Source organism: Caballeronia novacaledonica, assembly GCF_900258035.1.
Taxonomy (GTDB): Bacteria; Pseudomonadota; Gammaproteobacteria; order Burkholderiales; family Burkholderiaceae; genus Caballeronia; species Caballeronia novacaledonica.
Map to the genome: position 1 here is coordinate 144,967 of NZ_OGTP01000003.1, position 13,566 is coordinate 158,532.

Sequence of the window (13,566 nt, forward strand, 5' to 3'; positions counted from 1 at the left end):
GGGTTTTCTTATTGCGGGAACGTTACTTCGCTGCGTTCACCATGTAATCGACGGCGGCTTTCACATCCGCATCCGGTGCGTTCGATCCGCCCTTCGGCGGCATCGCGCCTTTGCCATGCAATGCGTAGTTGTAGACGGTGTCCATCGGCTCTTTCAGGCGCGGCGCCCACGCGGCCTTGTCGCCGAACTTCGGCGCGTTGAGCACGCCCGCCGCGTGACATGCCTGGCAGACCTGCTCGTAGAGCGCCTTGCCGGCCTGGGCGGCATCCGCGCTTTGGCCGCCCGCTGCCGGCGCCGCAGCCTGCGGCACCGACGCCAGCGCCGCGACGGCTGCCGCCGCCTGCGCGTTTTCGTTCGCGCTCGCAGCCGCCGGAGCCGCCGCGCCCGATGCGCCAGCGCTCGCCGCTGCGCCCGGCGCGGGTTGCGCCGGTTCGGCCAGTTTGCCGCCGCTGCCGTTCGCCATATAGACGACCGCGCGGGCGATCTCGAAGTCGCTGTAATCGTCGGGGCTGGTGCCGCCGCGCGCGGGCATCGCGCCTTTGCCGTTGAGCGCGTTGTGCAGAAGCGTGTCGTAACCTTCGCCGATGCGCGGCGCCCACGCGCCGGCATCGCCGAACTTGGGTGCGCCGGCGGTGCCCGCTGCGTGACAGGCGGAGCAGACGGCCTTGAAGACTTCCTCGCCGGTTTTGTAGACGCGCGGCGCGTTGGCATCGCGGATATCGACCTGTGCGACGGGCGCGATGCGCGTGTTAACCGACTGCTCGATGTCCGTGCCCGCGCCGGTGCGCGTGGAGTTGTTCACGTACACCGCGAGCAGAATGATGATGGCGACGGGAATGCCGAATCCCGCGATGACCGCGGCGATGAGTTGGCCGGGTGTCTTGATCGGGGCTCCGTGGGGTGCTTCGCTCATGCTTGTCTCGTCTCCCGTTTTTTGGTGTGAGTCGGTTCAGTGACAGCGTGACAGCTACCGCATTGCGCTTGGGCGCGCCTTGGGGAAAGGCACGGTCGATTATAGACGGAACGCTTAACTGTCGGCGCGAGGTGGCGGAGGCGGTGGTGCGGGCGTTTACCCGAATCGTGTGACGCTTCGCGCGAGGCGTCCAACCCCCGTGCGATGGACGAAGACACGGAAAACAGGTATCCTCTCGGATTCGCATGGGTCTTGCAGTCGCTGTTTTTTAGCGTCTCCCTCACGCAAGGCCTCTCTCCGATGCGCCCGTAGCTCAATGGATAGAGTACTGCCCTCCGAAGGCAGGGGTTGCTGGTTCGATCCCAGCCGGGCGCACCAAGAATTTGAGAATGTTGCTGGGTGATCTAAACCCAGAGAAATCAAGGTCCTACGGCGCAAGCCGAGGGCCTTTTTTATTCTCGTGTCGCCAGGAACCTCCCTTTATGCGCCATTTGGCGGAGAAGGGGCGGAGTTGAGAATAGTCCAGACCCAATAACTACCAATTATTGTCTGGAGCAGAAATGGCAGGGATCTGGAAACGCGGCAAATACTGGCGCGCTGAAATCCGCCGTGGCGGCTATCCGCACCAGTGGCGTACCTTTGACACAAAGGTCGAAGCAGAAGCTTGGGCTCGTCGTATCGAGTCGGAGATGGATCGCGGAACCTTCGTGGACCGCACCGAAGCTGAGCGCAATACTTTTGGCGATCTGCTGCAGCGTTATGCAGAAGAAGTATCTTCTCAGAAGAAAGGCAAGGCCGAGGAAGTTTTACGGATTCGGAAAATCTCACAGGATCCGATTGCCAAATACAAGGTCGCCGCGCTCAGTGGCAAAGTTGTCGCTGACTATCGTGATCGCCGCCTCAAAGGAGACGCGAGGCATCGCCCTGTCAGCGGCTCGACAGTCAGCCGTGAGCTGACTCTACTGTCACATGTGTTGAACGTGGCCCGGAAAGAATGGGGCGTGCATATGGACGTCAATCCGGTTTCGGTCATTCGTCGTCCGCGTGAAAATCGTGCCCGTACCCGGCGGCTGTCACCCGGCGAGGAGCAGCGCATCCTTGCAGAGTTAGAGCTCAGTCAGCGCGATGAGCATGGCCGGTTCGCAGAAGGGGGATGTCGAAACGAGTGGGCTCTTCCAGCGGTAATCGTCGCGATTGAAACCGCCATGCGCCGAGGTGAAATTCTTTCGCTTTCTTGGGCCGACGTGTTTTTGGATGAGCGATTTGTACGTCTCCACGACACCAAGAATGGCGAAGCGCGAGATGTGCCGCTCTCAAGCCGCGCAGCCGAAACCCTTAAAAGTTTGCCCCGAAACGACAGCGACCTTGTTTTTCCCATTAGTGGTGAAGCCCTGAAGCGAGTGTTCATGCGCGCATGCAAGCGCGCGGGCATTGCAGATCTCCATTTCCACGATCTGCGCCACGAGGCTACTAGCCGCATTGCCGAAAGGCTCGACAACATCCTCGAACTGTCGGCAGTTACCGGGCATAAATCCGTCCAGCTCTTGAAACGTTACTACCATCCGCGAGCGACAGACTTGGCGAAGAAGCTGGGCTAACACCAGTCGACCATTTACGCGCTCAGGACTGAGATGAAACCCTGGTTTATGCGCCATGTACGGCTATGAGTGTGGCCGCATAGGATGCGCTGAACGTAACTCAACTCAGAGTCGCTGGGCGCAGTCCGCAGAGGACGACTCAACGGTGAGTAACTTAACTCCGAGCCACTTGACTCAACTCCAGGTAGTTCAACGGGAAGTAACTCATCTCATCAAGGAGCGAAGCAATGATCCTGCTGGTCGCTGCTGAGAAAGGGGGCGTGGGAAAGTCGACCATCGCAAGCAATTTGGCGGTGTGTCTGGCACACGGCAGCGTAGATGTCGTCCTCTTGGACACCGATGGACAGGCCACGGCAACGCGGTTTGTAGAGCGGCGTGATGAGGCCGGCATCACGCCCCGCGTACCCTGCGTTCAACGCACTGGCGAAGTCGCATCGACGCTGCGGGACCTTGCGCGTCACTACCAGGTGGTCGTAGTTGATGCAGGCGGTAGGGACTCGCGCGAAATGCGCAGTGCAATGGCCGTCGCAAGTCTGGTCTTAGTTCCGACCAAGGCCAGTCAGGCGGACCTGGAGACGCTACCGAAGGTTAACGAATTGGTCGGCCTCGCGCGCGGACTGAATCCCGAGCTGAAGGCAGTAGCAGTCCTTTCTATCGCACCGTCCAACCCCGTGATTCGTGAAGTCGAGGACGCACGGAAGCTGCTGGCCGAGTTCGATCAGCTCGAACTGGCGAACACGATCATTCGGGACCGCAAGGTCTATCGCGATGCTCTGCTGGCCGGCAAGGGCGTCATCGAGCTCGACAACAGCCAGGCGCGCGCGGAGATCCAGCTTCTGGCGCAGGAATTTTTCGACCTCAGCTGACAGGATCCGATTCACATGACCAGTAGATTCAAGCTTGCACCAAGCACAGCCTCGCCGGAGCCGCGCCCCGCCAACCCCGAGGAATTTGCCAATGGTGCCGGAATGGTCCATTCGCAGCAGCCGCAACGGCCTCTGAAACCCGTGCGTCTCAACCTCGACCTAACGCCGGATATGCATGAACGAGTTCGACGCCGTGCAGCCGATCTGCGGCTCACTGGCGCGCAGTATGTGCGGGAATTGTTATTGAAGGACCTGAAGGATCGAATACTGGAGTAACTGAACTCCACTCAACGCTGAGTGACTTTACTCAGTTCGCGTGGCCCAACTGACAGGAGAGGCATACGCGTCAGACGCTGGAATATACCCACCTATCAACGAGGTGAATATGGCTTCATCCATTGTGTCCCACCGGCTGGCCTTGATTCCACTGGAAGCCGACCTGTCCAACGTCTTCGAGAGTGATGATCCGCCGCTCATGTCGTTGGCACGTCTTGATGAGCTTGGGACCGCCTGCTCGAACTACTTAGTCGAGTCGGCGTGCCTGTTCGGCAGTTCGTCGATGTACCTCGAATGTTGAGGTCGCCATGAATAATCACGTGGAATTTGTGGATGTGCGCGAATTCGTCGGCCTCCTGGAGAGGTGCAATCCTGGGAAGGAAGAGGAAAAGACGGTCAGTCGCTGGGCCACCATGCTGCTTGAAAACAGCCGAAAGACATTCGGCGCACTGCGCACAGACGTACTTGACGTGCGCCTTGATAAGCTCGCGCAGCATCACCCGAACTTTGCTGAGGTGATCGGCTGGATCGAAGCCGAGCTGGCATTCGCCAAGGTCGCTGGGCGAGGTCTTGACTTCCAGCGGCTGCTGCTCGTCGGGCCACCGGGCACTGGCAAGACTACTTTTGGCCTAGAACTGGCCGACGTGCTGGGCGTGCCGTCCGAGGTGGTCGCGATGAATCAGCGGCAGGCCGGCTCGTTCTTAACAGGCACCGAACAGCACTGGGCGAACACCCAGCCTGGAGCGGTGTTCAGACTGTTGGCTCGCTCTCAGGTCATCAATCCAATCATGGTGCTCGATGAGATCGAGAAAGCCGCCAAGGATCCGCGCTGGGATCCGCTAGCCGGTCTGTACACGCTCTTGGAACGCCGGACGGCAAGGCAGTTTGCCGATGCGGCGCTGCCCGACGTTCACCTGAATGCCTCGCACATGAACTGGATTGCTACCGCTAACTCGACCGAAGACTTAAGCTCGGCCCTGCTGTCGCGCTTCAACACGTTCGAGATTCGTCGACTAACGGCGGACGAAATGGCCGCGCTCGTCCAGCGCATGTATGCGCGCCTGATTGACGAAAATCCTGGCGTACGCTCGCACGTCGATGAGCAACTGCCGGCTGACGTGTCCGATGCGCTCGTCGGTGCGATGGAATCCGGGCGGGACGTCGATCGCGTGCTTCGCCGGATTTTAGGGCGTGTGCTCCAGTCTGGTGGACGCATGAACGTCGGCACGGTGGGTGAAATGATCGCACCATCGGCTACCGCGCGACAGAAGATCGGCTTCGTCTGAGATGGGAGCGGCAATGGAAACTCGGAAGAAGGATATGAAGAAGGTATGCGGTAGCGACATCGCCGGGAGCCCGCGTGGATTCGAGTCTGACGACCTGCGCGACGCCCAAGATGTCGTGCTTGCGGCTCTCCTCAGGGGGCGTACGGAACTACTGGCGTGTCCGCAGATTCGGGCCTACTCGACGGGAGTACCACGCTGGGACATCGACTCCGCCGAGACATACAAGCCGGAAGTAACGGAATTCATCATTATCGGTGCATTGCCGCCAGCCATTCGTGACGCGTTTTTGCATGAGCACGGACCTGCCTTTATCCTCCTTGATCCGCGCGTCAAGCTTGCTCGGAGCGGAGACTGGGAACATTTCGTCGGGACGCTAAAACAATGACAAAGCATTTCAAACGTCTCGAAATGTCGATCGCAAGCATTCGCTCGCTGAAAGACGTGTCTTTGGGCCGCGAAACTCGGATGACCGCCGCGGAACTGATAACTGTCCTTCAGCAGCTGCCGGAGCACGCTCGCCTCAGTGTGTACCTTTCCGAGAAGGGGTTGCCACGCATGCGGGAAACACTTCATCTGCTCGAATCGCCGAAGAACGCAACCCGGCTACGCAACGCCATCGCTGAATATCGAGACGCAAAGGCAATCGAAGCACTCAGGCAACTCCCAGTCGTGTCCTCTCTTGCTGAGGTGACGTTCGATCCCGACGTGCAGGCGGTTATTTTTGATGCCTTCGGGACACTTTGCCGGATCACCGATTTGCAGCAACCGTTCCATCGGCTCATTAACCACGGCGGGGGAACCGGGTTCTGGGCTGCGCGGAAGGTACTTATGACGCGACCCGTCGACCTGCGTGAAGGAGCTGCCGTCTTAGGGCTCGATCCGAAACCCGAAGTCATGGAGGCGCTGGAATCTGCTCTGACGGCGGAACTGACGAGCATCGAGCTTTACTCTGAAGTGCATGATGTGCTGACCGGCCTACGTGCTCGCGGCATCAAGCTCGCTATCGCGTCCAATCTGGCAAAACCCTACGCGCCCCCTGTGCTTGCTCTACTGCCCTTCGAGCTCGACGCATATGCCTGGTCGTTTGAGGTGGGCTATCTGAAGCCAGATCGCCGGATCTTTGAATGGGCTTGCAAGCGGCTGGGCGTTGCCCCCGAAAACACGCTCATGATCGGCGATACGCTCAGCGCGGACCGCGACGGCGCACTGGGCGCCGGTATGCAAGCGATCCACCTACAACGACCAGACGAAACGGATGGTGGACGAGGATGAATCGAGTGTTGCTCTAGGGCGTGCGCATGCCCGCGCCACTGGCCAAATGCGCCCACCCTTGACGAGCTCCTCGGCCATGCAGCGACTCAGCACAGACTCGAACACGTGACGCAATAGATGGCTATCGCGAAAGCGCCCGTGACGGTCCTTTGAGAACGTCGAGTGTTCTGGTACGGCGTCCTCCAGACTTAACCGGCAGAATCAACGGTATGCGAGGTTCAGATGAACCTCTTCGCATAGACGTCGCTCGGATCGGATGCCAGAGCCACTACCTACGATCAATATGCGGGTCGTGAGTTCTGGGTCAATTGAAGGATGGCCCATCGGGCTGTAGAACAGTGCGAGGCGCTGACGGAGATCTCGCGGGTCAAGGAAGCGATCGATACCTCCAACGGGTGCGATTGCGGGATGTGGTTGTCGTTTTCCCGTCTGCTATCCAGTCGACGCATCATGACGATTCACTCCTGTCGTTTGATGTCTCCGTAAATACTCAGCATTTCGCATCTAGGGCGACTTTTTCAACAGCATCGACCCAACGCGGTCTATCGCAGCGGACCGCTTTCGGACCCATCCCGGCCGTTCGCCGGCTCCAGAACCGAACGTCCGCTTTCCGAGTGGAACAGCTGGTTGTGCGCCCTCCGATCAGCTACCCGACGATCCGCTGCCGCCGTGCGAATCAGAATGCGTGAACGATCCCGACCACGACCGCGAGCTGATTGGCTCCGGTCGCCACTACGGTTGTCGCCCCGGTCGCGCTCAAAGCGGACTTCGCGCTGTTGATGACGTACATGACGTCCGTGTATAGCGTGGTGCGCTTGGACAGTAGGTAGTCTGGTTGGCACCTGAACTCACCGAGTGAGCCGACACCGTGCGAAACGCGTGATAGTAGGAAGCCGCCGACACTTGAAACGCGGGGGTGATCTTGTAGCGAAGGCCGCTGAATGCCATAGTCTGCGGCGGTGATACGACGATCGTCGCCGCGACGACGCAGGCGCCGCAGGGGAACTCTCGATTTTTATTCTCAGCACCTATCCACAATCAGCAATCCTGAGCGAAACCACTCCTCAAAATTTCAGCAGGATCGTCCTATAGCTCTCAGGCAAGCCACGCTAGTCCGCGCGTGGCGTTCTCAAAGCTCGTTGATCTCGGGGACCTTCGGCTTCCAATCTACAGCCGGCAAAGAAAATGATGCCACGATGACAAATTTGTAATCTGGCGCTCATCGAGACGATGGAGGCTTCCATTACGATAGCGCGTGAGTGTGTCGGTTGGGCGCGAAGCCCCGACGTCAGTTTCGAATCTGTAGCATCGCGCGACGCATGATCGCGTCACCGCGCATTGAGGCGATACTCTCGGCGAGCCACGCGCGCAGAGGGACACCGCGTCCCTCTACGCCTTGTCCGGGCTTACATGCCCGGATTTTTTTCGTCCAGCAGTCAAACTAAACCCAGTTCAGTGCGCTGGCCCCTTGGTAGGCCATGTAGAAACCCACCAACAGGATGAGCGCGCTCGAGACGTAAGGCGCTTTTCTCGCAAATTCACCGAAGCCGCTCCACCTCTTGGACACCTGTCTTACGCTCAGCGCGGCGATCGTCCCCGAAGCCACCATGGTGAGGGCCAATCCAATGCTGAAACACAGCACGAGGCTCGCTCCGAGGACGAACTGTTTCAGTTGCAAGCACAGTAGCAGCACGGTGATAGAGGCGGGGCAAGGTACCAGGCCGCCCGTTAGGCCGAACATGACGATCTGTCCGGTTGTCACGTCCGTATTTGCGAAACGCCGCTTGATGTCGTTTGCGTGAGCGCGTTCATGAGCGTCCTCATAACCCTGCGAAGACACGTCTAGCCCGACATCTTCACCATGGTCGTGGTGGTGATGATCGTGCTCGACGTACTCCAAATCGTAGTCGTGGCTGTGATGACCATGAACGATCTGCAAGCGAGCTTGGAATTCGTGGGGTTCAGGAATTTCCTGCACCGATTCGAGGTATCCGTCGCGCTGGGCGAAGCTGAATGTCTGGGTCGTGCCGTCGGCACGCTTTGTCTCGAAGGTCACCTGGTAGGGGCCAATCTTGTCGTGGTGGTGACCTTCTTGAAACAGGCGGAATCGAGGTGGGACGCCTTGCTCGAAAATTTCCAGGCGGATGATCCCGTGCCCTGTGTCGATACGTTTCGTCTCATCACTGTGATCGTGGTGATGGTCGTGCTCGCGTGCCAATCGCTGATCCCGCCACGTGCGCCAGATCATCCAGGCGGCCACGCACACGACCAACACCGCGGAGGCGAGCTGGAAGTAGGGCTCAGTCGTCTCCGGATTCAGGTTTCTCCCGAAATACATGCCCGCCAGAGCGACCGCCCACACCACCGCAGTATGTGAAACCGTCGCGGACAGGCCAAGCAGGATCGCCTGTCCGACCGTACCGCGAATGGCGACGATGAACGCCGCCATCATCGTTTTCGAGTGCCCTGGCTCTAGTCCGTGCAAGGCGCCGAGCAAGACGGCACTTGGTATGAAAAGCCATGCACTCGAGGTGCCCTGCTGCAGCAGGGCGGAAAAATCAGTCATGAAATGCCCATCTGTGGTGGAGATTGCTTGAGACTCGGCGTACACGCCGTGAACGGAAGGGACGATTGGGTAACGTGCACGAGACTCCAGCCGCCAAATTCACAACCTCCCCCCCTGGATAGGATAATACACGATAGTCGTATTTCGGCTTTCGGCGTAGCCCGTCTCCAGCCGAGGCCGAAACGCTAACGCGATCCTGATTTCATGCCAAGAAGCCAGATTTCCATTGGCTCGCTGGTGGCGGGAAGAAAAGCAGAATGCTTGTTAGCGATTCTTGTGTCTCTCCCCACCAGGGGGATACTCGTCAAAACGTTCCTCTTGCCGGTCGTCAACGCTAGCACTAGACTAAAAGCATCTTCAGCCAATGGTGCCGCAGTTCTTTCCGACCAGGGCGCAGATTCATGAAAAGCCGCGGGATCGTCACCATCGTTGTTGCGGCGGTTTTAATCGCGGTGATCGGAGGCGTAGCAGTCGGTTACTACATCGCTCATGCCTACGCAGATTGACGCTTTAGGATGTGTTGATCCGGAGCGTAAAAAAGGCTTGAATTGGTTCGCTTTGACTTCGCGCCCGCCACGCTTTGAAAATCCAAATACGCAGTCTTGCGTCGGGACGCTATTCAGATGAACGCGACAGTGACCACGGTTAGCACGAGATATCGGCCAAGTTTTGCGATCGTGACGAGCATCACGAAGTGCATAAAAGGTTCACGCATTACTCCGGCAAGCAGCGTGAGCGGGTCACCGATCACCGGCGCCCAGCTAAGAAGAAGAGACCATTGTCCAAAACGCTGATAGGTCCGTTGAGCTTTCTCAAGCTTCTCGTCAGAAACCGGGAACCAGCGTTTAGTTTTCCAGCGTTCGATGTAGCGGCCTAGCACCCAATTGACGATCGATCCAAGCACATTGCCAACCGTTGCGACGGCGAGCAGCGCGCTCACGGAATACTGCCTGCTCAGCAGCAATCCGGCCAGCACCGCCTCGGACTGGAGCGGCAAGAGGGTCGCTGCGCCGAAGGCCGCCAGAAAGAGCCCTCCATAGACGGAAAACGTCAGCATATCGGCGGTTCGAGCGCAAACAAGGGTTGCCTATGCCCTACCCGGACTACGTCGCGCCTGTCACGCTTGTTTGTCGCGAAAGCACACTGGTCATCGGGCCACAAGCCGGCCTCGGCCGCATCGATCTTCAAAGATATTTCGTGATCGATTTAAGTTCCTTGATCGCACTGGTGGGCGATTGCTCCTCGTTGCGCAGGGACTGCTCCAGGCAGTGATCGATATGGTCGTGGATCAGCGTGGTCTTCGCATTGCTGATCGCGCTTTCTACCGCCTGGAGTTGCTGAGCGATGTCGACGCACGCCCGCCCCTCTTCGATCATCGCAATCACGCTACGCAGATGGCCCTCGGCTCGCTTCAAGCGCTTCACGACGTCCGGGTGTGATGTATGAATACCCATGAATGATTCTCTGCTTCCTTGTCGCGTTCCGGGCTGCCCCGTCCCACTCAATGTTGGTGCCCTTCCGGTTCTTCCATGCGGAAGGGCAAACGTTGTTCCGCGTGCTTTGTATTCAGTCTGAGTTCCGCATCGAACTCGTGTGGCTCCGCCGGCGCCACGATGCTTTCGAAGGCATTCTGCCCTTGTCCGATCTCAACGAGGGCTAAATTCTCCACCTGGTTCTCCGGGCGCCTGATTTCGACCGTTGCCCGCAGTCCCTCGACGCGTCTGTCGAACGATAAGCGCATGCGTTCACCGGAGGGCGTGTCAACGATTTGCAACTCCCCTGTTCCAAAGTCGCAGTGAAACCGAAATGGTTCGGGCGCGTGGTGATGTCCCGCCGCCACGGCGGTTACCGCGACCGCCTGCGCACCCGTCGTGTCGAACTGGACGGTCGCAGCATCGAGTGGCGGCAAGTGATCGTGCAATTCGTTCTGAAGCGCCAGCGCGATGCCGCTCGCCTGCGCGACCGAGAGCGCCGGATCCACCGCCACGGTCAGTTCAGCACGAAGCCGGTGGCCAAGCCAACGTGCCTTGACATCCACCAGTCGTATCACGCCCGGCACATGCGCAATCGCATGGCGAATCTCCTCGAGCACACCCGGACTGATGCCATCCAGACTGCGCGTAATGACTGCGCGCGCGGATTGCCACACGATACCGAAGATGGCGATGGTGATCAAAAGCCCGATGATCGGGTCAGCCAGCGGGAACCCCGCCCATACACCAATTGCACCAATTACCACCGCAAGGCTGGTCAGACCGTCGGTACGCGCATGATACCCGTCCGCGATAAGCGCAGCGCTGTTCATCTCCCGGCCGACGCGAATCCGAAACACTGCAACCGCTTCATTCCCGGCAAAGCCGATCAAACCCGCTACGGCAACCGCCAGCAACTGCGTAATCGGTTGTGGATGAATCAGTCGGTCGATTGCTTCATATCCCGCCACCAACGCGCTGATCAGGATGATGACGACGATAACGATACCGGCCATGTCTTCCACGCGTCCGAGGCCGTAGTTGAACGTCGCCGTCGGCTTGCGGCGCGCAAGAACGAAAGCGATCCACAACGGGATGGCGGTGGTCGCGTCGCCGACATTGTGAATCGTGTCGGCGAGCAACGCGACGCTTCCCGAGGTGAACACTACAACCAACTGAAAGATGGCGGTGATCGCCAGTATCACGAACGACCATTTGATCGCCCAAATACCGCGCTCAGAAGAGGAAAGACCCGGATCGATCACACCATGTGTATGGCCATGCGAACCAGCGGCATGCGAATGACCGTGATCTCCGTGCCCGCTCGCTTCCTCGCCGTAGCCGAACCACGCCTTGATCTTTGACCACATACCGCCCCTCCCTCACATCGCAGAAGGCAGTCCGAAGTCACCGCGACGAACCGCAGTGGCCTGTCCATGGACGACGCCCAACCTATCCTATAGGGGAGGATACACCACTTCTCGCATGTCCGTCCGTAACGGAGCCGGTTCGCGCAATCCACGCTGCCGAGATGAAAAATTTGTAATCTCTAGATCATCTTCACGCACCGATGAGCTTTCAAAATTATTACTGACTCGCCGACCGGCCGTCACGAAACTTACGGAGCGCATCATCATGAAGTCGTCCACGCTACTTGCATCCCTCGTCATCGCAGCGCTGTCGGGCAGCGTCTGGGCCCAGTCTGCACAAGCACAAGGCAAGACACGTGAGCAAGTCAAGCAGGAACTGCTAAAGGCACAGCACGATGGGATCATTCCCACCGGCAAGCATAACTATCCGCCCACCGAAACCACCATCGCGCGTAACAAGGAGCTTCACCAGATTTCGAAGCACACCTCGCGCTCAGACGCATCAGCGGCCTTGCATGACACGGTGTCGGCGCGCTGATCGAGTGTGAAGGCGCGCGCTCAAACCGCGCGCGCAGGAAAGCGCAGCGAGAACGTGGTCAAAACATGCGGATCACTCGTCACGCTGCACTGGCCCGAATGATTCGCCATGATCGAACGAACGATCGCGAGGCCCAGACCGGCGCCGGGCGTTGAATAATGACGCGCCTGGTCGACGCGATAGAAGCGTTCGAAGATCCTTTCCGTTTCCGTCGCGGCGATACCTGCACCACGGTCGGACACGGCGATCGTCGTTCCGTCGGCGTTTCGTGAGCAGGCGACCGTGACCACGGACTGCGCCGGCGCATGCTTGAGCGCATTGGAGATCAGATTGCTGAGCGCACGCTGCAACATCATGCGATCGGCTTGAACAGTGCCTGCTCCAATCACTTGGAGAATGATTCCGGCTTCCTCCGCTATCGCCTCGTAATATCCGAGCACTTTATGCACCTCCACGAGCGCATCGAGTGTCCGGATGACCAGCGAATCTCGGCCGTGTTCAGACCGCGCGAGAAACAGCATGTCGTCGATCATCATCGATAGGCGACGATATTCGTCGACGCTCGACTCGATCACCTCCCGGTAAATTTCCGGGCTCCGCGGTGCCGAAAGGACGACCTGCGCTTCTGCAAGCAGGTTCGTCAGCGGCGTACGCATATCGTGGGCGAGGTTCGCCGAAAACTGGCTGATACGCTTGAACGACTCGTCCAGTCGCGCCAGCATGCCGTTGAATGCGTGCGCCAGTTCGCGCAGCTCGCTCGCGGTGTCCGGCGCGGGAAGCGGTAATGCCAGTCGACTCGCCGACATGTCCTCGGCTTGTCTGACGAGTTGCCGCAGCGGCTTAAGAGCGAGCAGCGCCGTTCCATATGCAAGACCTGCCGCCAGCATGACGCCCAGGATCTCGATCACGATGATCATGATCGCGTAGGCGCGTAGGAGGTCCACGTCGGCGGTGGCGTTGTACTGGAGCACGACACGGACGGACGCTTTAATGTCGCCCGCGAGCGTGCTATCGGATGCGATGAATCGCAGCGTTAGCCCGTTGAACGCGACGAGCGATCGGGGCGTTTTCGTATCCTGATTCCACGCGCCTACGCTAAAGCCAGGACTTGCAAACAGCATTTCGCCCGAAGAAGCGAACAACGCCAAATCCATGTTCGAATGACCGTGCAACTGGTCCAGCCAGATTCCCTCGCCCTGCATGACATCAACCAAGCCACGCATTTCCTTCAGATGCGTGCGCACGGACGCGAGCGTAACGGCCAGTTCTCGGTTGGTCGACGTGTCGACGCGGGTATGCAGCGCCTGATAAAGCGCGAAGCCGCTCAAGGCGAGGATGATCGAGTTCGTTGCCGCTATCAAGAGCGTAAGCCGCGTGCTGAGCGTGCGCGGCAGTCTTAGCTTGAACAC

At 59.0% G+C, this 13,566-nt stretch carries 14 protein-coding genes, 1 tRNA gene and 1 pseudogene; 9 read left to right on the forward strand and 7 right to left on the reverse strand.

The window, feature by feature from the left end; all coding sequences use genetic code 11:
* Positions 1–22: 22 nt before the first annotated feature.
* Complete coding sequence (locus NOV72_RS06800) at positions 23–913, reverse strand: c-type cytochrome (RefSeq protein WP_106853841.1); 891 nt, start codon at positions 911–913, stop codon at positions 23–25.
* Between the two features lie 302 nt (positions 914–1,215).
* Here NOV72_RS06800 and NOV72_RS06805 point away from each other — a divergent pair.
* From NOV72_RS06805 to NOV72_RS06840, 8 genes are all read left to right on the forward strand, one after another.
* Positions 1,216–1,291, forward strand: a tRNA-Arg gene (locus NOV72_RS06805).
* A 182-nt stretch (positions 1,292–1,473) separates the two neighbouring features.
* Positions 1,474–2,511: an integrase gene (locus NOV72_RS06810; protein WP_106853842.1), complete on the forward strand. Its 1,038-nt coding sequence runs from the start codon at positions 1,474–1,476 to the stop codon at positions 2,509–2,511.
* Between the two features lie 227 nt (positions 2,512–2,738).
* Complete coding sequence (locus NOV72_RS06815; protein ID WP_106853843.1) at positions 2,739–3,377, forward strand: division plane positioning ATPase MipZ; 639 nt, start codon at positions 2,739–2,741, stop codon at positions 3,375–3,377.
* A 15-nt stretch (positions 3,378–3,392) separates the two neighbouring features.
* Positions 3,393–3,653 carry a hypothetical protein gene (locus NOV72_RS06820; protein ID WP_106853844.1) on the forward strand — a complete coding sequence of 87 codons (261 nt, stop codon included), beginning with the start codon at positions 3,393–3,395 and terminating at the stop codon, positions 3,651–3,653.
* Positions 3,654–3,762: 109 nt separating this feature from the next.
* The gene (locus tag NOV72_RS06825; RefSeq protein WP_106853845.1) at positions 3,763–3,954 is read left to right on the forward strand and encodes a hypothetical protein; all 192 of its coding nucleotides are present in this window, start codon (positions 3,763–3,765) and stop codon (positions 3,952–3,954) included.
* Positions 3,955–3,961: 7 nt separating this feature from the next.
* Positions 3,962–4,939: an AAA family ATPase gene (locus NOV72_RS06830; protein ID WP_106853846.1), complete on the forward strand. Its 978-nt coding sequence runs from the start codon at positions 3,962–3,964 to the stop codon at positions 4,937–4,939.
* 13 nt (positions 4,940–4,952) lie between these two features.
* Positions 4,953–5,324 (forward strand): hypothetical protein, encoded by a 372-nt coding sequence (locus NOV72_RS06835; protein ID WP_146149947.1) that lies wholly within the window; start codon positions 4,953–4,955, stop codon positions 5,322–5,324.
* Complete coding sequence (locus tag NOV72_RS06840; RefSeq protein WP_106853848.1) at positions 5,321–6,211, forward strand: HAD-IA family hydrolase; 891 nt, start codon at positions 5,321–5,323, stop codon at positions 6,209–6,211. The genes NOV72_RS06835 and NOV72_RS06840 overlap by 4 nt, the downstream gene beginning before the upstream one ends.
* 54 nt (positions 6,212–6,265) lie before the next feature.
* Here the strand turns inward: NOV72_RS06840 and NOV72_RS06845 are convergent.
* The 5 genes and pseudogenes from NOV72_RS06845 to NOV72_RS06870 all read right to left on the reverse strand — a co-directional run.
* Positions 6,266–6,663, reverse strand: a pseudogene (locus NOV72_RS06845) (transposase); the annotation flags it as partial.
* 989 nt (positions 6,664–7,652) lie between these two features.
* On the reverse strand, positions 7,653–8,777 hold the full coding sequence (locus NOV72_RS06855) for a nickel/cobalt efflux protein RcnA (RefSeq protein WP_106854047.1): 1,125 nt from the start codon (positions 8,775–8,777) through the stop codon (positions 7,653–7,655).
* Positions 8,778–9,396: 619 nt separating this feature from the next.
* The gene (locus tag NOV72_RS06860) at positions 9,397–9,834 is read right to left on the reverse strand and encodes a YqaA family protein (protein WP_106853849.1); all 438 of its coding nucleotides are present in this window, start codon (positions 9,832–9,834) and stop codon (positions 9,397–9,399) included.
* Positions 9,835–9,961: 127 nt separating this feature from the next.
* Positions 9,962–10,231 (reverse strand): metal-sensing transcriptional repressor, encoded by a 270-nt coding sequence (locus tag NOV72_RS06865; RefSeq protein ID WP_106853850.1) that lies wholly within the window; start codon positions 10,229–10,231, stop codon positions 9,962–9,964.
* A 47-nt stretch (positions 10,232–10,278) separates the two neighbouring features.
* Positions 10,279–11,619, reverse strand: coding sequence for a cation diffusion facilitator family transporter (locus NOV72_RS06870; protein WP_106853851.1), 1,341 nt, complete (start codon positions 11,617–11,619; stop codon positions 10,279–10,281).
* 265 nt (positions 11,620–11,884) lie between these two features.
* On the opposite strand from NOV72_RS06870, the gene NOV72_RS06875 reads away from it, so the two are divergent.
* Complete coding sequence (locus NOV72_RS06875; protein WP_106853852.1) at positions 11,885–12,157, forward strand: DUF4148 domain-containing protein; 273 nt, start codon at positions 11,885–11,887, stop codon at positions 12,155–12,157.
* Positions 12,158–12,177: 20 nt separating this feature from the next.
* On the opposite strand, the gene NOV72_RS06880 is transcribed toward NOV72_RS06875, so the two are convergent.
* Positions 12,178–13,566 carry a heavy metal sensor histidine kinase gene (locus tag NOV72_RS06880; protein ID WP_106853853.1) on the reverse strand — a complete coding sequence of 463 codons (1,389 nt, stop codon included), beginning with the start codon at positions 13,564–13,566 and terminating at the stop codon, positions 12,178–12,180.